The 23,393-nt window shown below is 66.6% G+C and carries 18 protein-coding genes; 16 read left to right on the top strand and 2 right to left on the bottom strand.

The features are described from left to right. The 3 genes from MPTA5024_RS18035 to MPTA5024_RS18025 are packed head-to-tail and all read left to right on the top strand — an operon-like array spanning nucleotide 1 to nucleotide 10,344. Entirely contained in the window at nucleotides 1–3,807 is a 3,807-nt protein-coding gene (locus tag MPTA5024_RS18035) for a protein kinase domain-containing protein (protein ID WP_036325210.1), read from the top strand. Further along, the gene (gene mads7, locus MPTA5024_RS18030; RefSeq protein WP_036325209.1) at nucleotides 3,804–5,450 is read left to right on the top strand and encodes a methylation-associated defense system protein MAD7; all 1,647 of its coding nucleotides are present in this window, start codon (nucleotides 3,804–3,806) and stop codon (nucleotides 5,448–5,450) included. The genes MPTA5024_RS18035 and mads7 overlap by 4 nt, the downstream gene beginning before the upstream one ends. Further along, on the top strand, nucleotides 5,443–10,344 hold the full coding sequence (locus tag MPTA5024_RS18025) for a helicase HerA domain-containing protein (RefSeq protein ID WP_036325208.1): 4,902 nt from the start codon (nucleotides 5,443–5,445) through the stop codon (nucleotides 10,342–10,344). Before mads7 ends, MPTA5024_RS18025 begins: the two co-directional genes overlap by 8 nt. On the opposite strand, the gene MPTA5024_RS18020 is transcribed toward MPTA5024_RS18025, so the two are convergent. Next, nucleotides 10,331–11,035: an AAA family ATPase gene (locus tag MPTA5024_RS18020; RefSeq protein WP_063794709.1), complete on the bottom strand. Its 705-nt coding sequence runs from the start codon at nucleotides 11,033–11,035 to the stop codon at nucleotides 10,331–10,333. The genes MPTA5024_RS18025 and MPTA5024_RS18020 overlap by 14 nt on opposite strands. A 149-nt stretch (nucleotides 11,036–11,184) precedes the next feature. On the opposite strand from MPTA5024_RS18020, the gene MPTA5024_RS18015 reads away from it, so the two are divergent. After that, a complete protein-coding gene (locus MPTA5024_RS18015; protein WP_036325207.1) occupies nucleotides 11,185–11,679 on the top strand; it encodes an NUDIX domain-containing protein in 495 nt (164 codons plus the stop codon). A 412-nt stretch (nucleotides 11,680–12,091) separates the two neighbouring features. Here MPTA5024_RS18015 and MPTA5024_RS40970 read toward each other — a convergent pair whose 3' ends face one another. Beyond that, nucleotides 12,092–12,271, bottom strand: a complete 180-nt coding sequence (locus MPTA5024_RS40970) for a hypothetical protein (RefSeq protein WP_157099527.1) — start codon at nucleotides 12,269–12,271, stop codon at nucleotides 12,092–12,094. A gap of 390 nt (nucleotides 12,272–12,661) precedes the next feature. Here MPTA5024_RS40970 and MPTA5024_RS18010 point away from each other — a divergent pair, with 390 nt between their 5' ends. From MPTA5024_RS18010 to MPTA5024_RS17955, 12 genes are all read left to right on the top strand, one after another. Continuing rightward, entirely contained in the window at nucleotides 12,662–13,480 is an 819-nt protein-coding gene (locus tag MPTA5024_RS18010; RefSeq protein ID WP_051458307.1) for a hypothetical protein, read from the top strand. 4 nt (nucleotides 13,481–13,484) lie between these two features. Next, nucleotides 13,485–14,138 carry an SAF domain-containing protein gene (locus MPTA5024_RS18005; protein ID WP_051458306.1) on the top strand — a complete coding sequence of 218 codons (654 nt, stop codon included), beginning with the start codon at nucleotides 13,485–13,487 and terminating at the stop codon, nucleotides 14,136–14,138. Nucleotides 14,139–14,144: 6 nt separating this feature from the next. After that, nucleotides 14,145–14,888 (top strand): hypothetical protein, encoded by a 744-nt coding sequence (locus MPTA5024_RS18000; protein ID WP_051458305.1) that lies wholly within the window; start codon nucleotides 14,145–14,147, stop codon nucleotides 14,886–14,888. After that, nucleotides 14,885–16,198, top strand: a complete 1,314-nt coding sequence (locus tag MPTA5024_RS17995; RefSeq protein ID WP_036325206.1) for a CpaF family protein — start codon at nucleotides 14,885–14,887, stop codon at nucleotides 16,196–16,198. Before MPTA5024_RS18000 ends, MPTA5024_RS17995 begins: the two co-directional genes overlap by 4 nt. Beyond that, nucleotides 16,195–17,028, top strand: a complete 834-nt coding sequence (locus tag MPTA5024_RS17990; RefSeq protein WP_063794707.1) for a type II secretion system F family protein — start codon at nucleotides 16,195–16,197, stop codon at nucleotides 17,026–17,028. Before MPTA5024_RS17995 ends, MPTA5024_RS17990 begins: the two co-directional genes overlap by 4 nt. Next, nucleotides 17,025–17,894 (top strand): type II secretion system F family protein, encoded by an 870-nt coding sequence (locus MPTA5024_RS17985; protein ID WP_157099526.1) that lies wholly within the window; start codon nucleotides 17,025–17,027, stop codon nucleotides 17,892–17,894. The genes MPTA5024_RS17990 and MPTA5024_RS17985 overlap by 4 nt, the downstream gene beginning before the upstream one ends. 21 nt (nucleotides 17,895–17,915) lie before the next feature. Beyond that, complete coding sequence (locus tag MPTA5024_RS42315) at nucleotides 17,916–18,128, top strand: hypothetical protein (RefSeq protein ID WP_036325204.1); 213 nt, start codon at nucleotides 17,916–17,918, stop codon at nucleotides 18,126–18,128. Then, nucleotides 18,125–18,499 carry a TadE/TadG family type IV pilus assembly protein gene (locus MPTA5024_RS17975; RefSeq protein WP_036325203.1) on the top strand — a complete coding sequence of 125 codons (375 nt, stop codon included), beginning with the start codon at nucleotides 18,125–18,127 and terminating at the stop codon, nucleotides 18,497–18,499. The genes MPTA5024_RS42315 and MPTA5024_RS17975 overlap by 4 nt, the downstream gene beginning before the upstream one ends. Further along, entirely contained in the window at nucleotides 18,496–18,927 is a 432-nt protein-coding gene (locus tag MPTA5024_RS17970; RefSeq protein WP_036325202.1) for a TadE/TadG family type IV pilus assembly protein, read from the top strand. The genes MPTA5024_RS17975 and MPTA5024_RS17970 overlap by 4 nt, the downstream gene beginning before the upstream one ends. Beyond that, complete coding sequence (locus tag MPTA5024_RS17965; protein WP_036325201.1) at nucleotides 18,924–19,343, top strand: pilus assembly protein TadG-related protein; 420 nt, start codon at nucleotides 18,924–18,926, stop codon at nucleotides 19,341–19,343. The genes MPTA5024_RS17970 and MPTA5024_RS17965 overlap by 4 nt, the downstream gene beginning before the upstream one ends. Continuing rightward, on the top strand, nucleotides 19,340–22,069 hold the full coding sequence (locus tag MPTA5024_RS17960) for a LysM peptidoglycan-binding domain-containing protein (RefSeq protein ID WP_036325200.1): 2,730 nt from the start codon (nucleotides 19,340–19,342) through the stop codon (nucleotides 22,067–22,069). Before MPTA5024_RS17965 ends, MPTA5024_RS17960 begins: the two co-directional genes overlap by 4 nt. A gap of 304 nt (nucleotides 22,070–22,373) precedes the next feature. After that, entirely contained in the window at nucleotides 22,374–23,360 is a 987-nt protein-coding gene (locus MPTA5024_RS17955) for a DUF4365 domain-containing protein (protein WP_198167215.1), read from the top strand. Nucleotides 23,361–23,393: the final 33 nt, after the last annotated feature.

Genomic DNA, 23,393 nt, shown 5'->3' with positions numbered 1-23,393 from the left:
GTGGCGCGGCTGCACGTGCTCAGCGACTGGCACGGCCCAGGCGAAGAAAAGACGGCCCGCCTGCTCGCGGCCGAGCTACCGGACGACTGGGACGTCATCGCCGGCCGCCAGATCCCGACGCACACCGACCCGGTCGATTTGGACCTGATCGTGGTCGGCGTCAACGGCATCTACGTTTGCGAGGAGAAATCCTGGGGCCCACACGTGGTCGCGGGCGAAGTAGCCTGGTACGTCAACGGCGAGCAACGGTCCGATCCCGTCGGCCAGGTGGCGCACGCGGCCCGGGTGCTGGCCGGCCGACTGCGCGCGAAGGTCGGCGGGTGGGCTGCGGCGCAGGCCAACTTGCCCCGCGGGGTTCGCCCGGTCACCGGCCATGTGGTCATGTCTCACTCGTCGATCGACCTATCCGGGACCGGAGATCTCGGCGAGGACAAGGTGGTCACGCTGGACGCTGCGGCTGCCATGCTGACCGCCCGGGACGCCGCCCTGCCGGACACAATGTCCGCACTGCGTCCGAAAGCGATGAGCTACCTGCTCGGTCTCGGTCCGCGAAACCCGACCGAGGCCCCGAAGCAGATAATGCAGTACAAAGTCGCCGGACTACTTGGGACCGATGGCAACGCCCGGGTCTACGCCGGTAGCAACCCGGCGGGCGAACTGGTGTTCCTGCACTGCGTTTCAGTGGCCAACGCCACTGACCGGCCCGCTGCGGAACTGCTCGCCAAACGCGAGCATGACGCGCTTACCTTGTTGGCCAAGGAAGATCGTACCTGGCATGTACGCGACTGGTTCGACTGGGAGGGATACCGGGTCACCCCGATCGTGCCTGACCTGAGTGGCATCAGTCTGTGGAAGCTCAGCGGTGACCGTCCGACACCGACCGATCAGGAAAACCGGATTCCGCCGGAAATCGCCAAACCCGTCGTGCACGACGCGTTCGCGGCGTTGACCTCGGTGCACGCCAAGGAGATCATGCATCGAGCCCTCCGGCCCCGGTACATCGAGATCACCGGCGACGACCGGGTCCGCTTCCGCGACTTCAGCCGGGCGCGGATCCCCAGCGTGGAAACCATCGCCCCCAGCTTGTTCGACGACCATCCGTCGACGCCGTTTCGCGCCCCGGGCGCCACCATGGAATTCTTCGGCACCAAAGATGACGTCTACAGCCTGGCGCTGTCCCTGGTGCTGTGGATACACGGCGACCAGGACGAGACGCCGGACCACGACCAGGCCAGGGAACGCGCGGCGGCCTATCCGGAGATAGGTGAACTGATGGTCCGCTGTCTCGCGCCGGACTACAACGACCGACCGGAAGCCGCGGAAGTGGCCTCAGCGACCGCGCCGGACAAGGCGACGGCATTAGCGATCATCGAGGACGCGTCGACACCGATAGCAGGCCAGCTGGTAGCCGACAGATACCGGCTGAAGCACCAACTCGGCGAGGGCGCATGGGCCGTCACCTGGCTCGCCACCGACGAACAGCTACAGGGCGAGCTGCGCACGCTCAAATACCTGAAACCGGATCGCGTATCATGGGCACAGGCATTCGACGAATATCAAAACACCGACACGCTACGCAGCCGGTTCTGCGCCCGGGTGTACGACCTGCGCCCCGAACCGGAACCGGGCGTGCTGGTCCAGGAATACGTACCGGGCACTACGCTCAAAGAACTCGTCACGCGCGAAACCCCGACCGGGGACGAGTTCCGGCGTATCGCGCTGGACGTGCTTGCTGGCCTCGGCGACGCGCACCAGCAGGGCCTGTACCACAGGGACGTCAGCCCCGCCAACATCATCGTGCGGGACGATGGCGCCGCCCGGCTGATCGACTTCGGGCTGGCCGCACACGTCGACGACGCCCATTCCGCGGTCGGCTCGCCACCATTCACCGCGCCGGAGGTGTGGGAGCGCCGCGCTTGGTCCCCCGCCGCCGACCTGTATGCCGCCGCCGCGTCGATCCTGCACGCAATGCTCGGCCGCTACCCCTATGCCAGTACCGATCTGTCAGGCCGCAGGACGTTGGTGCCGCCGTCCGATGAGGACCGGCTACGGTTCGGCGGCGCCTTTTTGGACGCGCTCTACCAGGGCGTGTCGTACGACCCGGCTGACCGACCGCAGAGCGCCGCAGATTTCGCGCGACTGCTCACCGAGCCGAGCACTCCGTCCACTACGGACAAACGCAAGGTGAATCCCACGGTGGCCGCGCTGCGTGGGCTGTACCGGGAAAGCGGCATCGGCAACGCCGGAAATCGCGGCCTAGACGACGTTTTCGCGCACGACACTTACGCGAAAACCCGGCTGGACACCGAACTGCTGCCAGCAATTCTCAACAAGAAGCTCGACGTCGTGGTGCTGAGCGGTAATCCCGGTGACGGCAAGACCTCGTTCCTTGTCAAGGTGGGTGACGCACTGGACGCTCGGCAGGCGGAAAAGGTGCACGAAGACAAGGCTGGCTGGGTCAAACGGCTCGACGGCCACACGTTCGTCGCGGTCTACGACGCCTCGGAGTCCAACGGCGCGCTGTCCTCCGACGAGATGCTGCATCGGGCGCTCGGCTTAGCCGACGGCGAGGACCGGAGCCGGTGCACGGTGCTGATCGCCGCGAACGATGGCCGAGTCACCCAGTTCTTCATTGACAACTACGACCTGTACCCGGACGTCGCTGCGGAACTGTCCAAGCAACGCCGAGGCGACGCATCCCCGGACTCCCGGGTGGTACTCGTCGACCTCAAGCAACGGGCGTTGGCGATGCCGAAAAAGGCCGACGCAAACGGCGAAGCGCCTGATCTTGCGGCAGCTATTCTCGATCTGTTCACCACCGACTTCCGCTGGTCGGACTGCGCCGACTGCGTGTCTCGAGACGTCTGCCCGATTCTCCGCAACGCCACGGACCTGCGAGCACCGGCCACCAAGGCGGCGGTTATGGAGCTCGTACTCACCAGCCACCTGCGCCGCCGTCGGCGGGCGACCGTGCGGGACGTCCGGTCCGCATTCGCCTGGCTGATCACTGGCGACCTGTCCTGCGACGAAGTCCACTCGGAACACGAGGCGGACGAAAACCCGGCCACCGACGCCCGGTTACTGCCTGGTCTGACCTTCGCCGGCGCCAGCAGCGACAACCTGCTCCAGGAATGGGCCGAACTCGACCCGGCCGGACTCCCAGCGCCCGGCGCCATCCGAGCCGCGAGAGCCAGAGAAGACCTCATCCCCGACCTGCACACTATCCTCGACGCGGATATACGTCGACTCAAGCGGGCATTGTTCCTCGGCCAGTGGGGCACTGTATCCGGACGGTTGGAGGTGCGTAGTTACCGGCATCTCGATGAATACCTCAGCGCCATGGACACGCCAGAGCAAGCGCTGCCACGGTTCCTCGCCGGACTGTCCAGAGTGCTGGGCTTCGTCGGCTACGACGGCGTCCGCCTCGCATTGCGGGACCAAATGTACGACGCGCCCGCGGTACGCGCCATCGTGGTAATTAAGGAATTGGATCCGACTGAGTTCGCGCTGGCCGCAAGCGGAGCACGCTCCCGCTACATCGAGTCGTTCCCCGACCTGTTGGTGCTGCGACATTCCTCCGGCGCGGAACTCCGGATCACCTTGGACACCGCGGAGTTGCTGCTGCGCGCCGCCGACGGGGAGATCCTCGGTGACCTGGCTTCGGAGGCGATCCGCCAGGAGGTCACTGCGTTCGGCAACCGGCTGCGTCGGGAACCAGCACACGCGGTACGGATCATCGACGGCTCCGGCCGTTCGCTGCGGGCAAAGGCCATCGGCGGCCAGATCGTGCGGGAGGACGCGCCATGACCATCAAACTGACCAAGGCGATGAGCACCTATCTGTACCGGCCGCTGACGATTTTCAGCACACTGGACACGGATGTGGACCGCGTGCTGCCCCATCTGTTCGAGGCGTGTGTCAAGGGCGGCCGATCGGCCAGGTTCTTGACCAACGAACGGGACTACGCCGGATATCGGGACCGGCTGCTCAACAGCGAGCACATGACTGGCTTCAATTCACCGGACGCCCGGGAGCTGATGGACGGCTGGCTGCGCTCCTGTATCGTCGACATGGGCACTGTCGGCAAGGCGCACAATGACGAACAGATGCTGTCGGTTGCTCCCCTCACCCTGGCGGCCTATCGGGCGGGCGTACCCCGGACACGAACCCGGCACCGCTATATCGACGACTTCGCCTATCAACTTCTGCGCACCCAGGTAGCCCGCCGAACAGCGGGCAACCCGACCGGTGAACTCCGCAGGCTCATCGCGGAGCATATTGGCCATGGTCTGGGGATCGGACACGAGCCGAAATGGCAACCCGAACTGATCGACCCGAGCAAGCTGGACATCAGCGCACTCCTCGAGTTTCGTTTCCTCGAAGGATTCGAGATGGGCGATGCGCGGGAATTTAAGCAAGAATCGCAAGTGCCGAACCCGCTTCCCGGCGTAACGGAGCGTCTGGGGGAAATGCTTCTCGCACACCTCCTTGCCTATGCCAACCGGTTGCCGACAGCTGCGTTAATGTCCACCTTTGCCGGGCTGCTCGCCCTCGGTGTCTTCACTCTCACACTTCGGGTTAACGCGGCGGGACGAGAACTGTTGCGCACCGGTACCCCACCAGCGGACATGGTCGAGGACCGCCCGAAATCGCCGATCGAACTGTACTGCGACTTCACTGGCGGAATAAACGACGATTCGGACAGGCTGTCCCGGTTGTGCGTGGAGCGCGATCTCAATCAGATTAGGCTCACTTTCCGCGACCGCATGACTCTCATGATCGTCGAGTTGGCGATCCAGCGGATCCCGGACGAGCGAGAGCGACGTGAAGCGCTTTCCGACCCAGATAAGTTGGCCCAACTTGCGGAACTACGCGAACACGATGTCATAAAAATGTTTGCGATGAGCCAGCTCTACGACATCGCGGCAATCAACCAGCGCAGCGCTGAACACATCACGGAAGATGAAGCCGACTTCCTAGACAGAACACAACACTCCGATAAAAGCGAACTCAACAAACTGCTAGACATTCTTGAGTTTGTCAACCAAGATCGCGCAACGGCAAACGCGGTAGGCTGGTTCAGATCGGTCGGCGGGCTGCGTAAGCCGTACGGAATTCTCACCGGGTCGTCCAATAGCCGCCGGTCGTGGCGATACGCGCCGACAGACGAACTACTGCAGATTCTGCTGATGACGGTGTTCGTCCGGCCCGATATGTCGGTCCGGCCGACCATATCGCTCAAGGACCTGTTGCGGGAGCTTCGCGACCGATTTGGCATTCTCGTTGACTCGCCTCCGGCGTTTCTGGACGGCGCGGAGGCACGCGCCGCCGCGGCGGCCAACCTGGCGGCATTCAAGCGCAGGCTGCAACTGCTCGGATGTTTCGACAGCTTGTCCGACGACTTTTCCGAACAGATCGTTCGCCACCCACTGGGGGATCGTGATGCCTGAGCCGACCGACACCACGCTGCCGGATCTGGTCATCGACCGGATCGCAACCACACTGACCAAGCGGATCGGTCGCCACGAACCCGGCCACTGTGTCCGGGTGGACAACCTACGCCACGCCGACGCCGAGCGCCTTGCCGACGCGGTGCGTCGAGCCCTCGCGCCCGGCAAGGCTGACATACACGTCCTGGTCGATGCCCGCGCCCAGGCTGACGATGAGTTGCTGATCCCGACCGAGCGCGCGGTCGAACTACGCAACCGCAAGGAGCGTCAACTGGTACTGATGGTCCCAGTGGGCGCCGGCGTTGCGGCCAGTTCGCTGGACAACAGCTTCGAGCGCCAGGATGTGGTCGAGCTGCTGCGTACAGCCAGTGCCACGATGGTTGGCGAACTGCCAGACAACGATATTCGGGTCGGAGTGGACAAGGTCGCCAGCGTACTCGGCAGGAACCGGCCGGCCGAGGCCTGGGCCCGCTACGTTGCCGCAGTCACAGCCGAACCGACCTGGCACACCGTTGGCGCATCGTTGCCGATGGTCGGCCTCATCCCGGATCTCGGCGGCCCGGACCTCGTAGACCGGCTCGCCCGCAATAGTGAGTGCGTCAAGGCCATCTCCCGGCCGGCCAGAGCGGTGTCCTCGGTGTCCGACCGGCTCAACAATGCCCGGCTGAAGGATGGTCCGGTACGCGTTGACCTTGCCACGTTCCTGTCCGGCTCGTACCGAGATCTGTCCAATCCCGCCGAGTGGACCGCAGAGCTGGCCGCCGTGCCCGGTCTCGACTTCAGTCAATGGCCGCTGACCGAACCGGAAACCGTTGCGGTGGATCAGGTTCGGGTCGACCCGTTCCTCCGGGAGAACGGCGCGGTGGTGAAAAGCTCGCGGCTCAAGCAAGACAACCCTGGCGATCTGCCCTATACCGAGGCAGGCGAAGAGTCTCCTGCCGTGGTGCGAGTGACGTGGAAGACCGTCCCGGCCAAGAGCGACGCGATCTACCGGTGGCTGGTCGAGGTGCTTCCACCGGAGGACCTGCGCGACGGCGACGACACCGGGCCGAAGGCCAAGGTGACCGTTGCCGGTTCCCGGCGTACTGCCACCGTCGAGATCAAGCTCAACGAGTCCGACCTCGAACAGGGCTCACTGTTCGTGGTGCGCGTGACCGGGCTAGACACGGCAGGCCAGCCGGTGTTGCTGCAGGGAAGGGAGGGTGAGCTCGCTCAGGACGAGAGCCAGCAGTTCACCGTACGCTGGGAGGCCGACCTGATCACCGGGGAGACCCGGCGTGCCTCGGCGTGGGCGCTCGCGCTCGGCAGGCTGGACGCGGTTCTCGCTGGACAGAACGACCTGACCGAGGACGCCTACAGCCTGGACGACACGCATACCGCGGTGTCGCTACGCCTCGGTGGCCGGCGCACGGTACTGCTCGGCGTCAGCCCGGTGCTGGTCAATCTGCAACACCAGTTGTTCAAGGACGGCAGCACAGCCACCGCGTTTCGCGCCAACGGACGCATGGGTGTGGTGCTACAGGCCGAAGACACGGAGCCCGTCGAAGACCCGTTGCCGACAGCACTGTCAAAACAACGCAAAGAGATCCACGCACTACTCGGCGCGCATCAAGCCCGTTGGCTCGTGGAGTCGCTCGACTGGACCGAGGAGCTCCGGGACAAGGTCCGGTCCTACTGCCAGAGCTACAAGAACGCGCTCGACCGCGCGGCGACTGACGCGACGTATCGGGGCGCGTTGCTGGCGATGGACACGCTGACACTGGACATTACGATCGCCGGCGGCCGGCCGATCCGGGCGGTCGTCGTGCTGCCGTTCCATCCGCTCCGGCTGACCTGGCTGGCCGAATATGACAAGGCGATCACCGGCTGGGCAAAAGAACTGGCCGAGATCGAACCGAACAAGGCGAAACGGCGCGCAATGGTGGATGCCGACCTGGTACGCCGGGTGACCCCGGCCAACCTGCCGTTCGCCGTACCCCACTCGACCTCCGGTGACATCTTCGTGCACCGCAGGGAGGCAACGGTCGGCACCGGGATCTACCTTGCCCCCGACGAGCAGGAACCGGGCATCGCCATCCAGGCGGTGTTCGACGTGCTTGGCATGGACTGGCGGGACGTCGCCACGGACGTGCCGCCCGCGATGGTCGCCGAGCGCATTGAGCACTACCGGGAGACCCACTCGAAGCCGGACGCGGTCCGGCTTCTGGCGATCAACCCCGGCTCCGGCGAACTGCTGGCCCAGGCGCTGCGCCAAGCGGTACTGACCGACCGGGCCGCGGACTTCGACGCCACCAGACTAGCCGGACGCGCAGAAGTCACCGCCTACAGCACCCGGCCTGGCAATACCGATCCGCTGCCCGCGCTGACCGACCTGCAGCGGGCCGTCGGCGGATACCGGGTAGGGAGCGGACGATCGTACTTGAAGCCGCCGCTCGGGCTGAGCGTGCGGCCGTTCGGCCGACTGGCCAAGGACGACACGCCCGCGCATATAAGCGTGGTCAACGACCTGGCCGTGGTCGAGGCAGGTGGCGGCTCGACCACCCCGGCGGGCACCACGTCGTTCCGCAACCTGCTGACCCCGACCAGCAACCGGACGGTAGACACCCCGGACGGCCCGCATTGGGAAACCATGCCAGCGGTACAACTCCGGGAATACCGGGGCGAAAAGCGGCGGGACGGTGCGGCGGACGCGGTCGACGCGCACCGGGCACACCAGGCCGCACTCGCTGCGGCTCATGGACTGGCGACGGAAAACGGCATTGCGTTACGCGTCTCGCTCGGCGAGCCGGAACGCCGGGCGCTGACCGCGGCGCATGATCGGGCCGACTGGGTCATGACGATCGACCGCAACCTCGGACCGGAACTGTATTCGTCGAGCCCGAAGAAAAACCAGCCGTACATCTTGGACTACGCGCCCGATTTCCTGGAAGGAATCGGGCCTCGGCTAACCGTTACCACGAAACACCAGGCCGAGATCGAACGCCTGCTTGCCACCGCGATGCGCGGCCTGGGATTCGCCGACGACACCCAGTCGGTGCGCGGCACCCTGCGGGCCATGCAACTCGTGTCCGGGCGGTTGGCGCTGCGTCTCATCGGTCAGTCGGACCTGGCCGCCGAGGCGGTGAGCCTCGCGGCGTTGGTGTCCTGGTTGGAGAGCCGGGGCGATCTGAAGGACACGATCCTCGTACCGGTCGACATGCACCAGGAAATGTTCGGCATCACGCGCAAGAAATCGCAGGAGAAGGAGTCGCCGGAGGAAAAGGTACGGTTCTGCGACCTGATTCTGGTCCGCGCCACCCGGCAGGCGATCAGGTTCGAGTGCGTCGAGGTCAAGCCGCTGAAGGAAGACACGTCGCCAGATCAACTCGCCGAGAACATCGTCGACAGCCTCAATGCCACGGTGACCATGTTGGAGGACGGTTTCCTCGGCAACGACCAACCCCGTCTGGATGCCGACCTGCAGCGGGCCCGGCTGGCGGGAATCCTGCGCTACCACGCGAACCGGGCCTTCGAAGCGGATCTGCTCAGTGCCGAGCGGCTGGCCGCAGCAGAACGCCAGTTCGCCCGGATCGAGGACGGCACCCGCCCAGAGATCTCCAAACAGGGGTACGTGGTCAGCCTGGCCGGCGAGCCGGACCTGCCGAGCGAGCATCGCGGGATATCGATCGAGGCATTGACCGCTCCGAAACTGCGCACAGCAGGCATCGCCACGTTGACACCGAGCCGGGCCCCGGCGTCCACCGTGGACCTTACGGAACCCGTTGCCCAGCTGGCCGTGGACACGCCGTCCGAGCCGGTCCTGGCTACCCCGCAATCAGAGCCAGCATCCACCACGGAAACACCGGCGACACAGTCGGTTAAGAAACGGCCCGATGAGGTGCGGGTAGTGCTCGGGAAGGACGCGAACTCCGCCGATCTAACGTGGCGGATCAGCACGTCGGGCAGTCCGCATATGTTCGTTCTCGGCATTCCTGGGCAGGGCAAGTCGGTGACCACCCGGCGTATTCTCAACTCGTTCGCCGAACAAGGTTTGCCAGCGCTGGTCATCGATTTCCACGGCGACATGGCGGCCGACCCCGCGACCGACGCAACGGTCGTCGACGCGGGCGACGGGCTGGACTTCTCCCCATTCGAGCTCCGGACCGACGTCAGCCACGAGAAATATAATCAGACGGCGTGGGAGCTGGCCGAGGTCGTCGGCTATGTGAGCGCGCTGGGGGAGATCCAACGGAACGTGGTCTACGAGGTTCTCCGCGAGCTGTACCAGCGACACGGTTTCGGTTCGGCCAACGGCCCGACGGGGCTGCCGACTATGGCTGAGTTCGCCAAGCTCCTGGAACAGAAGGAAAGTGCCGGGCACGGCCGCAACGTCGCGGCGCGAACTCGCCCGCTGAGCGAGTTCGGCCTGTTCCGGGACAACGCGGGCGAGGGTCGGTTCGGCGAATTGCTCACCGGTGGTGTGGTGCTCGACGTGCATACGCTGATGGAACAGGTACAGCTGGCCGCCGCCGCGTTCGTGCTGCGCAAGGTCTATCGGGAGATGTTCCACTGGGGAAAGACGAGTGAGCTGCGCCTGGCCGTGGTGCTGGACGAGGCGCACCGGCTGGCCAAGGACGTCACTCTGCCGAAGATCATGAAGGAAGGCCGCAAATACGGCGTCGCCGTGGTGGTGGCCAGTCAGGGAGTGGACGACTTCCACAAGGACGTACTCGGCAACGCCGGCACTAAGGTGGCGTTCCGCTGCAACTACCCGCAAAGCAAGACAGTCGCCGGTTTCCTGCGCGGCCGAGCCGGCCAGGACATGGCCCAGGCCTTGGAAAAACTGTCCGTCGGCCAAGCTTACGTCTCGACCCCCGACTCCCCCGAAGCCAAGAAGGTCTTCATGGCCCGATGATCTGTCGGGTAGCCCGACGCGGGACCTCGCTGACCGCGGCCTTCAGTCGGTTCGAAGCGGCGACGGTGTCGGCGAGAACTCGTTCGGTCGGCCACCAGGGGGCGCGAGGGTGAGTTTGCTGACACCGATCTCGATCATCGTCCGTAGGAGGACGGGCCATGCCACGGCCGGATCGGTGTCGGCGACGAGCTTGGCGCAGCACCTGCCGCACCGACGCTTCCAGCGGACTGTCCTCGCCGATGGCCGTCTCGTACCCGTCCGGGAGCAGGTCGCGCTCGCGGTACCACTCCCGCATCTGGTCTCGGGTGAACTCCGACCGCTGGGGGCGGCTGTCATGCCGCCGGAGTGTCTCCGGAAGGGACACGTCCAGGTAGAAGAAGGCGCTGGTCCCGGCGTGGTCACGGCGTAGGGACTGCAGCATCGCCCCGTACCGGCTGGCGGTAAGGATGCCTTCGAGCAGGACGTGATACCCGTGATCGAGGGAGTACCGAACGATCGTGTCGATGAGGCCGATGTTCACACCGCCATGTACGTCCCGCTCCCGCAGCAGTTCCCGCCGTACGACGTCCTGGCCGACCAGAGCCAGGCCACGGCCATAGGCCGCCCGCACGGCCCGGGCGACGCTCGTCTTCCCAGAGCCGGAGTTCCCGCGGAGAACGATCAAACGGGTGTCGAGAGAGCCGATACGCACCGCTCAGGGTATGAACAGTCCGTGGGCGACACGCCGTCTTTCCCTGCCGGCCGGTGACGTCCCGCCCAGTGGTGTACGAGCTGCTTCCGCGTGAGGTTTGGAAATACCCCGGCGCCAGGCCGTCCGCGGCTCATAGTGTCGGAGCCGTCATGAGCGACTCCGCGCCATACCTGGCCTACGTCGCCTCCGTACCCCGCCTTCGTGCCGCGGCAGGCGCATTGCTGCGAGACGACCAAGGGCGGGTGCTTGTCGTGCACCCGGTCTACAAGGACGAATGGGACGTCCCTGGCGGGATCGTCGAGGCAGGGGAGTCCCCCGTCAGTGCTCTGCTCCGTGAACTGCAGGAGGAGTTGGGCATCGCGCCGCCGGTGGGTCAGCTCGCATGTGTCGACTGGGTGCCCCCGGCACCGCCGTGGGACGCCGGGCTGATGTTCGTCTTCAACGCAGGCGTGCTCACTGACTCCCAAATTGCGGCGCTCCGCCTGCAGCCCGAGGAGCTCGACGAATACGTATTCGCTCCTCCCGCGGACTTGGACAAGCTCTTGCCGCCAGGCCTGGCGAGGAGAATGACCGCGGCGATCTTGGCGGCAGACGCCGGCCAGACTGCTTACCTGGAGGACGGCCTCATCCGCCTGCTCCCGTAGCCGGATCCATGCGCGGGCTCGTAGGTTAGCGCCGCCGTCGCGGTCGGCAAGCGCCACAGCCAGTACCTCGTGGGCCAGCGGGCGCAGTAAGTAGCCGCTACGGACAGCGATGGCCGGACTGTTGGCGAGCAGGTAACCGCCGTCATTGGCGGTTTATACCTTGCCGCCTTCAAGGCTGCGGTTCGAGACGTTCACGGAACTCCTGAGCACATTTAGGGCGCTCTAGAAACAAGCGTCCATCAGGCGGAGAATCACTTAATTTTGGCGATTTGGGCTCCACCTCTCACACCACAAGAGGGCAGCCACCATAAGGGCTTAGCCGTTTGATAAATCGCGGGTAATGATTGAATGACCAGACCGTTAGGCGCCACGGTTGGGCCACTACTCTAATCTGACGACTGCTTGTAGTGGATCAATTTCTATGGTGAAGGTGCTGGCCGGTGAGGGTTGTTTTGCGGTGCCCAAAACGGGCCTTGCCCTTGGTGGCGATGTTCGTCGTCACGGCAAGCGCTGTGACTGCCTGCCAGTCCAGCGGCACCGCTCCGGAACCAACCCTCACCATGACGCCGCCCTCGCCCACGCCGACGGCCACCACGAGCGAGGATGCCGTCCTTTCCGTATACCGCGACCTCTACCCCGCCGGCCAACGCGCCGAGCGGGCTTACCCAGCAGAGCGCAAGGCGATCCTTGAACAGGTGGCCACCCAGCCTCTCCTGAGCCGGATGTTGCGAGGAATCGCCGCGCTCCGCGCCACTCATCGGGTGACATGGGGAAATCCCGAACATCACCCGTTCGACGTACGGATCGAGAGAGATCGCGCCACCCTCCACGACTGCCAAGACGCCCGGAAAGGCGGTCAGGCAGACGATCGGACAGGCAAGCGCCTCACGCATGGAACGAGTCGGATTCATCTTGTCGCCACCCTCGCGAAGGGGACGGATGGCGCCTGGCGAGTGTCGAAGGTAGAGCAGGTGGAAGAGCCTTGTTCGCCTACGGCATGACTTATGTCCTTGTCGCCGGACTTGCCATTGCCCCACTCGGAGACGGGGACGGAGATGGCGTCGGCGTGTCGAGTGACTACACGGGCTACATCATTTCGGCCAAGCGCCTGCCCCGTCCCGGGTCAGCGACTCCGACGGGCAAGGGATCGAAGGTCAGATGTACTTACCAGCCGTGGTTCGCTGACGGGCGGGAAAACGGTGGTCTGGAGTTCGTCGATCCCGGCAGCAACCTGAGCAGCGAGCCGACCGGCAAGGGCGCCTACTACCTGGTCGAGTGCTCCGATGGCTACCGAGACGTCGTCTGGATCAAGAAACGGCGTGATGCGGTAACCCCTGAGCAACTCGCTCGTCGAGCGTACAAACTGATCCCGATCGCGCCGCCGACAGTGCTCACTGCTCCGCCACGCGGACAGAACGGGCTGGTCGGGCTCCCGCAGTGGTTCTTCCTAGCCGACGGGCAGTGGGCGCCCAAGTCAAAGAGGCTGCACATGGGCACCGTTTGGGCCGCGGCCACCGCCACTCCCGAGCGGATGACCATCAGTACCGGCGACGGCCAGACGCTCACCTGCGACGGGCCCGGAGCCGCGTACGACACCACTCGGCCCGCCGACCAGCAGAGCTCCACCTGTTCGCACGCGTATCAGCATCCGGCAAGCGCCTATCGGGTGACCGTGTCAGTGACCTGGAGCGGCACCTGGCGCGGCTCGGGTGGCACCGGCGGCACGCTGCCGACCATCACGAAGTCGGTCACCTTCCCGATCCGCGTCATCGAAGCCCAGGCGCTCGTCACGAAGGGATAGCCATATGCCCCAGAGCTTCATGCTGAGCAGGGAAGCGGGCCGGGTCAATACACACGTGCGCCCGCTACCGAGCAGGCGCAGTCCGGTGATGCTTGCGGTGAGCGTCGCACTGACCGCTCTCGGCGCACTGATCGCCTGGCAGGTGTACGGCATCGCCGGGCACCGAACGCCGGTTCTCGTCATGGCGCGCGACGTTCCCATCGGCCAGCAGTTGCAAGCACAGGACCTTCGGACGGTCGCGCTCGGCCTGGACTCAGGAGTACGGGCCGTGGAGGCCACGGACAAGAGCGCGGTCATCGGCAGACGCGCCGCTGTGGACCTGAAGGTCGGCACCCTGTTGGCACCCGCGCACCTGACCGGGACACTCGTTCCGGCACCGGGGCAGGTCGTCGTGCCGGTGGCGCTCAAGCCGAGCCAACTACCGGCCAGGGGAATCCAGCCCGGTGATCGCGTCGTGGCCGCCGCCGTGGCGCCCGCCATCTCGAACGGGCAGGGCGCCCCGGCCGATCACCAGGCTCGGGTCGACCGCGTCGGCGAGCCAGACACTGACGGGCTCATCGTGGTCGACCTCGTCGTCCCGGCCGGCGAGGGCAGTGCGCTGGCACGTCAGGCCGCGGACGGGAAGATCGCGCTCATCCTCCAGTCGCGGGCGAGGTGAACATAGATGCTGACCGTCTTGTGCTCGGGCGGCCACAGTCCGGGCGTCACGACGACCGGACTCGCTCTCACGCTGGCCTGGCCGCGTGAGGTTCTGTTCGCCGAGTGCGATCCCGCCGGTGGCAGCGTCCTGTCCGGATACCTCGTCGGCCAGCCGCAGGAACGCGGCCTGGGCGAGTGGGCGGTCCAACTCCGCCGCGGCGCCGACCCCGCCACCACGCTTGACGAGCAGGTCCTGCATCTGGCCGGTGCCGGGTCCCGCCGGATCCTGCCAGGCCTCGCCGACCCTGCTCAGATGGCCTCGGTCCGGCAGCTCTGGGTGGACATCACCAAGACCTTCACCGCGACGCCCGGGGATGTGATCGCCGACGTCGGACGCGTCGGCGGCTGGGACATGCCTACTCCGCTGCTGACCGATGCGGATCAGGTGCTCGCCGTCGTGCGTCCCACACTCGTGGATCTGTCCGCGCTGGCTCCTCGCCTCACTGAAATCCGAGCCATGCGCGGTCGTCGGTCCGGTCCGCGGGTTCTGCTGATCGGAGCCGGGCCGTACGGCCGCAGGGAGGTGGCGAAGACGCTCGGTGTGGAGGTGGTCGACCACCTTCCCCACGATCCTCGGGCCGCGGCGGTGCTGTCGCATGGCATCGGCAACGAGCGATACGTCCCCCGTTCTCCACTGATTCGGGCCGCTCGTTCGCTGGCCGATCACCTCTGCGAGGAGCCAGCACGTACCGAGGTGACAGTCTCGTGAGCTTCGACGTCCAGCAGGCGGTGCGCGAGGTCCTACCCACGGTCACGCAAGCGCTTGACGCCGCAGCGGTCACCGGGGACGAGGCCGTGCGCGAGTACGCGAGAGCCGTCATCACCGACTTGGTCCGCGAGCACGTGGACAGCAGGGCGCTAGCCGGCAGGGATGCGCCGACGCTGCAGGAGGAGCGCCGGCTCGCGGAAGCGGTCTACAACGAGATCTTCGCGCTGGGGCGTCTGCAGCCGTTCGTCGACGACCCCGAGGTGGAGAACATCGACGTCAACGGCTGTGACCAGGTGTGGATCACCTACCGGGACGGCCACAAGGCGCTCGGACCACCGATCGCCGACAGTGATGAGGAGCTGGTGGGCAACGTCCGCCGGTGGGCCGCCTATCAGGGACAGACCGCCCGGGATTTCTCGATCGCTCGGCCGCGTCTTCATCTGTCGGTCGGGCACCGGACCCGCATCGCCGCGCTGATGGGAGTCACGCCACGGCCGTGCCTGTCCATCCGCAGACACGGTTTGCTCGAGGCCGACCTGGACGACCTGATGGTGAACGGCACCGTGGACAAGGGGCTCCGCGCGTTCCTCGCCGCCGCCGTACGCGCCCACAAGGACATCGTGATCACGGGTGGGATGGGCGACGGCAAGACCACATTCGCCCGGGCACTGGCCGCCGAAATCGACCCGGACGAGCGGATCGCCACCGTGGAGAAGGAGTACGAGCTCTTCCTTCACCTGCAGACCGACCGGCACCGTGACGTGCTCGCGATGGAGGCCCGGGAGGGCAACACCGAAGGCTTGGGCGCGATCACGATGCGCCAGCTCATCGAGGACGCGCTTCGGTTCAACGCACGCCGGATCATCGTCGGCGAGGTCCGCGGCGACGAGCTGGTGCCGATGCTGGAGGCGATGAACACCGGCGGCTCCGGCTCCATCTGCACCATGCACGCCGACTCGGCCGACCAGGTGTTCGCCCGGATGCTGATCCTCGCCGGATCGGGCGGCCTTTCCATCGCGCCGGACACGCTGTTCCGCACGATCGGCATGGCCGTGGACTTCGTCGTCCACCTGCGGCACGAACTCCGCCACGACATCGACGGCTTGGTCAACCGCCGCTACGTCGCGGAGGTGAACGAGGTGCTGCCTCCGGGAGACGGGCTGGAACCGGCGGTCAACCATGTCTATGTCCCGGGGCCGGACGGGCGGGCCGTACCGAACACGATCCCGCAGTGCATGGAGGAACTGGTGGTGGCGGGGTTCGACCCGGACCTGTTCGCGCCTCGGGGCTGGGATCGAGGGTACGCATGACCGGCTGGCTCGCCGCGCTGGCCGGCGCGGCGCTCATCGCGGGACCTCTGCTCGCCATCACGGGAATGCGCCGAGCCCTGGTACGGCCTCCGCACCCGGCACGGCGGCTGCCGCGGATACCGGCGGTTCCTACGACCGTGGCTGCGGGAGTTCTCGTGCTGACGTGGTGGCTTACGGGCTGGCCGGTCGCCGCCCTCGGGGCTGCGGTGGGTGCTGTGACGCTGCCGCGGATGCTCAGCGCCCGCGACAGCGGGCGGCGGATCGAGCGCCTGGAGGCGCTTCAGACGTGGACCCGCCATCTGGCCGACGTCCTGGGCGGCAGTGCGGGCATTGAGGAGGCGTTGCAGTCCAGCGCGGACAACCCGCCGCCGGCGATCGCAGCCGAGGTGCGGGCGCTCGCGCGGCGGCTCGCCTATCGCACCCCGACCGAGCAGGCCTTGCGAGCGTTCGCCGATGACCTGAACGACCCGACCGGGGATGTGATCGCCGCAGCGCTGATCCTGGCCTGCCGCGCCCGCGGCAAGGGACTGCGAGAGGTACTCCAGGGCCTTGCCCGTACGGTGGCCAAGGACGTGGCCGCACGGCGGGAGATCGACGCCGAGCGCGCGACCCATCGCACGACCGCCCGATGGGTCATCGGCGCGCTGCTCGGATACACCACCTTCGCGCTGGTCAACCGGGCCTATGTCGCCCCGTTCGGAACGGTGGGCGGCCAGCTTGTTCTCGGCATCGTGATCGCGTTGTACGCGGGTGCCTTCATGTGGCTGCACCGCCTGACCAGGGCACCGAAGGGACATCGCTTCCTCAACCCCGCAGGTGATCCATCGTGATAGCGCTGGTTCTGACCTGCGGGGCATTGATCGGCCTCGGCGGAGCCCTCGCCATCCTGGCGGTCTTCCCCGCTCCGCCCGCGCTCGCACCGGCTATGGAACGGCTCAGGCCGGGTGGGAGCCGCAGCGAGCCGGATGGGGACTGGCGGTCGCGCATGGCGCGGAAACTGTCCGGAACAGTAATCGGCGCGCGTATCCCGCAGGCGGATTTGGCGGTGCTCGGCAGGACGGCCGATGACTACCTCACCCAGAAGGGCGTGGTGATCGGGCTCGGGGCGGCTGGTCCGGTCGTCTTCTGGGCGTGGTGCGCACTGCTCGGCGTCGCCCTTCCCTGGCCGGTCTCATGGGGAGCATGCCTGGCCTTCGCCGTCGCCGCGTTCTTCGCCCCCGACGCCTCGATACGCGGCCACGCCGCTGAGGCGCGGGCGGCGTTCCGGCAGGCCATCGTGGCGTACCTGGATCTGGTGGCGCTCGCACGTGCAGCCGGATCGGGGCCGGCTGAGGCACTGGAGTCGCCCGCCAAGGTCGGTGGAGGGTGGACCTTCCAGCGGTTGTGCCTCGCGCTGGACCCCGCACGGCGGGCCACCGCGAGCGCATGGGATGAGCTCATCCGGCTGTCCGAGGAGATCCGCGTTCCTGAGCTCGCCGACCTGGCCGCCATCGCCCGGCTCGCCGGAACCCACGGCGCCGGCATCCTCGACACCCTCATGGCCAAGGCCCAATCCCTGCGCGAGGTCGAACTGTCGGCCGAGGTGTCCAAGGCCAAGTCCCGTACCGAGACCATGACCGTCCCGATGGCCCTGTCGGTCCTCGGGTTCCTGCTGCTGCTCGGCTATCCCGCCTTCGCGCGGATGACCGGCGGCTGACCCTTTCGGAGGTACCCACCGATGATCTACAGAGCCATGCTCGCTCTGGCCGTACAGCTGGAGCGGATGTCGCTGGTTGTCAATCGGTACGCACAGCGGCGCGGCGCGAACTCTGAACGCGGTGGTTCGACGGTCGAATGGGTGATCATCGCAGCCGTGGTGTTCCTGCTGGCCATCGCCGTGGGCGCGAAGATCACCTCCGTCGTCAACGAACAGCTCGCCAAGATCAAATGAATCGGCGTGAGCGAGGATCGGCGACGCTGGAGGCCGCGCTGGTCTATCCCGCGCTCCTCCTGCTGGTCCTGCTCGCAATCAACGCCGCGTTGTGGTTCCACGCCCGGAACCTCGCGTTGGCGGCGGCTCAGGAAGGACTGCGAGCCGGGCGCGCGTACGGCTCCAGCCCTTCCGCCGGGCAGGCGACAGCCGAACGCTTCATCCGGCAGGTCGGCGGGTCGTTCCTCACCTCCGGCAAGGTCAGCGTCGAGCGCACCGCAGACAGCCTCAGCGTGGCGGTCAGCGGGCAGGCGATCAGCCTGATTCCGCTGCTGCCCCTCGATGTCGAGCAGGTCGCCCGGGCCCCGGTGGAGAAGTGGACATCCGAATGACGGACCTGCGTGAGCGCGGCTCGATGGCCTTGGAGACGGCGCTCATCGCGCCTGCTCTGGTTGCTGTGCTGCTGATGGTGGTCGGGCTGGGCCGCGTCACACTCGCCCATGGCGCCATCGACGCCGCGGCGCGGGACGCGGCCCGCCAGGCTTCCATCGCCCGCGATCCAGCCGCGGCACGATCTGCCGCCCTGTCCAGCGCGCGGGCGGCGCTCGACCGTGAAGGACTGGCGTGCTCGCCGTCGGTGACCGTCGACACGACAGGGTTCTCCACTCCGCTGGGGAGGCCTGCCGTCGTGGTCGCTCGTGTCACTTGTGACGTGGACCTGGCCGACCTCGCCGTGCCCGGAGTTCCCGGATCCAAGCGCCTGACCAGCAGCTTCAGCAGCCCGATCGACCCGCACCGCGCAAGGAGCGGACAGCCGTGACCCGGACCGAGGAGCGAGGCTCCGTCACCGCGTTCACCGCGGTGCTCGGCCTGGCGCTGCTGATCTGCGCCGGACTCGTCGTGGACGGCGGAGCCAAGATCCAGGCATACCGAGAGGCGTACGCCGTGGCCGAGGAGGCCGCCCGCGCCGGAGCTGGACAGGTGGACATCGACCATGCCTACGCCGGCGGCCGATTCGAAATCGACGCTTCCAGGGCGTTGGCCGCCGCTCGGGCCTACCTGTCCTCCAGCGGGCACTCGGGCAACGCCTCCCTATCCGGCAACCGCACGGTCCAGGTGACCGTCACGGTGTCCCGGCCGACCGTGCTGATTTCTCTGATCGGGATCGGCAGCGTGACCGCCACAGCCAGCGCCTCAGCGCGCATGTTCCAGGGCATCGAGCAAGGACGATCATGACGATGTACGGGCTGCGTCACCCCATCCTCGCCAAGGCGGCGGCGATCGCGGTGCTTACTGGGCTACTCGCCGGAATCCCAGCCATCCTGCTGACCTTCTTCTGGCCGGTGGACCTACCCACTCTCGACGACCTGGCCACGCCCGCCGAACCCGTTGTGATCAAGACGCTCATGCTCGCGACCGTATGGACGTGCTGGGCCCTGTTCGCCGGGGCGGTGATCGTCGAGTTGGTGGCAACGGCCCGCGCCCGGCGTGGAAGGGTGCGTATGCCGTTCCAGCGACTGGCGGCTTACCTGATCACCACGATCACCGTGGCGACCACAGCTCCGGTTGCCGCATCCCGCGGAACCATCCCAGCAGCAGCGGTGGCAGTCGCACCAGTGGCCTTGCCCTCGCACCACCTCATGGCGGCCGGGCCGAAGACCTCTGAGCCGGCCAAGCCGTACGCGACCTACGTGGTCCAGCCGAGAGACACCCTCTGGACGATCGCCGACAAGCAGCTCGGAGACCCGATGCGCTACCGGGAGATCGTCGCGCTGAACCAGGGACGCACCATGGACGACGGGCAGACCTTCACCCGAGGAGACTGGCTGAGGCCCGGATGGACCCTACGTCTGCCCGGTGACGCCGCCAGGAAGGAACCTCGCTCATCCCAACGCACCCATACTGTCAGGCCGGGCGAGAGTCTGTGGGAGATCGCCGAACAGCGCCTCGGAGACGGCAAGCGATTCAAAGAGATCTTCAGGCTGAACAAGGATCGGCCGCAGCCGGGCGGCGCCCGACTGACCGATCCTGACGTGCTGGAATCCGGCTGGCACCTCGTCCTACCCGAACGCGAGCAGGAGACCAGGAAGGCCGATCCGACCCGCCATCGAGCCCCTTCGCCTCTTCCCACGGCTACATCGGCAACGCGGCAACCCGGTCACCACGAAGACGTCTCGCCACGTCCCGCGGCGGACTTCTCGCCGCAGCCAAGGAGATCGGCCGTCTGCTCCAGCGTGGTTGTGCTGCCCGAAGGCGGGATTATGGCGATCTCCTTGGCCGCCGGCGTGGCCGTCGCGCTCGCCTCCGTCCGGCTCCGCCATCGGCGACGCCTACCCGTCCCGGCCGTCAACGAGCCGCTCAGCGTGCCTGCACCCGAACCGCAACCGACCGCCGTACGAGCGCTGGAGCAGTCACACCGGCGCAGCTTCGCCGAATCGGAAGATGGTCCGCCGGACGATTTCGAGCTGGTCACCTCCGCGTTCTCCATCGACCCGCCGCTCATGCTCAAAGCCGGGATCCGCGGCGAGGAGCCCGTCTCCCTGGAGCTGTCCGGGCTGAATCTGGCGTTGACCGGCCCAGGAGCCGAAGACTGCGCACGAGCGATCGTGCTCGACCTCCTCACTCAGGCCGACCAGCACCGCGCCGAGATCGTCATCCCCTCCCAGGACGCCGTACGGTGGTTCGGCGAAACCATCACCGCCCTGACCGGCCACCTGCCGGGCCTCCGGCTGGTCGCCACCCTGGACGAGGCCATCGACCACCTGGAGGAACAGTTCGTCGCCCGCCGCCGCATACTCCGCGACCACGACACTGACGACATCCCCCAGCTCCGCGAGGCGGAGCCTGGCGAGCCGCTGCCCGCGCTGCTGCTGACCGCCTGCGCTGCGGACGGCCACGCGTACCTGGACACCCTCATGAGCTTGGGGTCCACCTTCGGCGTCGGGTCCGTCCTGATAGGGCGATCGTCGTCCGGAACCACCTGTGAGATCGACCAGGACCACCGAGTGGCCGAGACGATCGGCCCTCTGGCGAAGGAACTCCGCGATGTCACGCTGTTCCATATGCCGACCGATGCGGCGGCGACAGTGCTCCACACACTCGCCCTGGGGAACGGCATGCCGGCCGAGCTAACCGAGAAGCCGACAGAACTCGAGGTCCCGCCACCCAGCACCGCACCCCAGCCGGTCCGGTTCGCCATCCTCGGCGCACCGGTCATCGAGGTGAACGGCACGCCGCTGGACATCTCCGGCCGCGCCAAAGCTCTGGAGCTGTTCGTCCTCCTGGCCGTCCACCCCAAGGGCCTGGATCGCGAGGAAATCTGCGAGCATCTCTGGCCGGATCTGGAGGAGACGCTGGCCGGGTACCGCTTCCACGCCGCCCTCAAGGACCTGCGCGCCGCGCTGCGCGGAGCCTCCGGCCTGGGCGAGAAGGAAGCCAGCTTCATCGAACGAAGCGGTAAAACCTACCGCATCGAGGCGCAGCGCGTCGACGTGGACCTGTGGGCCTTCCACCGCGCGCTCGCCGACGCGCGTACCGCCGGGACTGACGAGGCCAGGAAAGCCGCGCTGGAAGCGGTAGAGAGCCTGTGCCGGGGACGCCTGTGCCAGGGCCTCAAGTACGACTGGCTCGATCAGGACCACCGCTGGCCGCTGACCGTGGCCAGCGTGAAGGCCCTCCTTCAGCTCGGAGTGCTCCACGAACGCTCAGGGCGGAACGAGCGTGCGCTGGAGGTTTACGACCAGGCGTGCGCTCTCGACCCGGACATGGAGAGCGCAGCCAGGTCGGCCATCCGGCTCCTGATCGACCTCGGCCGCACTGACGAAGCCCGCATGCGCGCTCGCCATCTGAAGGCCCGCCTCGATGCCCTCGGGGTTACGTGTTCCTCCGAAACCCAAGCCCTTCTGGACCGGATGAACTCGGCTTCAGAGCGGCCGATCAGCCTTCAGTCTCCACGGGCTTAATGGCGGCACTGCTGCAAGCGGAGAGGGCACCACCCTCTGGAGGGGGCTACGGGTCGAATCCGTACGGACGATAAAGGGCCAAGCGTCGACACGGGAGCAGGAACAACCACCGACCGACGTCGGTGGTTTCGGTTTGGAGGGCCTGGCTGACGAGACGCGGGGCTGTCGCTTTCCTGCCCGGCACCCCATGTAGCCAAGATCAGCGGACGAGACGACATGGGCGACCTGGCGCCGCCGGTTGGTTTGTCCACATGTCTGCCCGCCTGGTCAGCGAACGAGGTGAGCAGACTCCTCCGCGTTTCGCGTGAAGAAGCGAGAAGATGTCCCCGTGACGCGCCGCAAAGCCTCCGCGAAAGTAGCCGAAGAGGGTGTTACCCACACCCGGCAGGCCATACAAGACGAGCTGGACTGGGTGTTTCGCGACCAGCCGACCGAGGACTACGGCATCGACGCGCAGACCGAGGTCGTCGACGGCGAGGACGTGCGCGGACGGCTGCTGGCGCTGCAGATCAAGAGCGGCACGAGCTGGTTCGAGGAAACCGGGCCAGGCGGCTGGTGGTTCCGGCCCGACGAGCAGCATGTGCAGTACTGGACGAACCACTCCCTGCCGGTGGCCGTGGTGCTGTACCACCCGGAGACGAAACGCTGCCACTGGCAGCTGGTCAACCGGGAGACGCTGGTCAAGATGTCGACCGGCGGCTGGAAGCTCCTGGTACCTGAGAGCCAGGTGCTGGATGCGAGCGCCCGGGAGCCGCTGCGGAAAGCGGCCGAGGGCGATCCCTACGAGCTGCGCCTGCGCGAGCTGCGGCTTGCCAAGCCGTGGATGGAGCTGCTGGCCAGCGGCAAGCGGCTGGTGGTGGACATGGAGGAGTGGGTCAACAAGACCTCAGGGCGAGGTGACATTCGTCTAGGCGTAGATAACGAGGACGGCGAGAAGCCCGAGAAGCTGGCCAGTTGGGGCGTATTCCTTGGCCTCGCCAGCTACGCCGAGGCGGTGCCGAAGCTGTTCGCGTGGGCCGACGCCCAAGTGCACCCGGAGACGTACGACGGGACGGAATATGACCAGTACAGAGCAGACTGCTGTATTTGGGACGATGAGTACGAGCCCTTCGCGGAAGTGCCGTTCGAGGAGTGGAAGCGGGGTCTGGATACAGACCGGATCCGGCCGTACCGCAATGGTGGCGGCGAGGTCGACTTCTACCGGCTTGAGCTGACGCTCAACGAGCTAGGCAAGGCATTCCTAGTGGTGGATAGGTTCGCGATGGAGGGTGAAAGGTTGCTGACCAGATAGCCGCCATCTTAGAGCTCGCTGTCGGTCGCGCTG

Origin of the sequence: Microbispora sp. ATCC PTA-5024, from assembly GCF_000511135.2 — a bacterium.
GTDB lineage: Bacteria > Actinomycetota > Actinomycetes > Streptosporangiales > Streptosporangiaceae > Microbispora > Microbispora corallina.
This window is presented reverse-complemented; position numbering and strand designations above follow the sequence as displayed.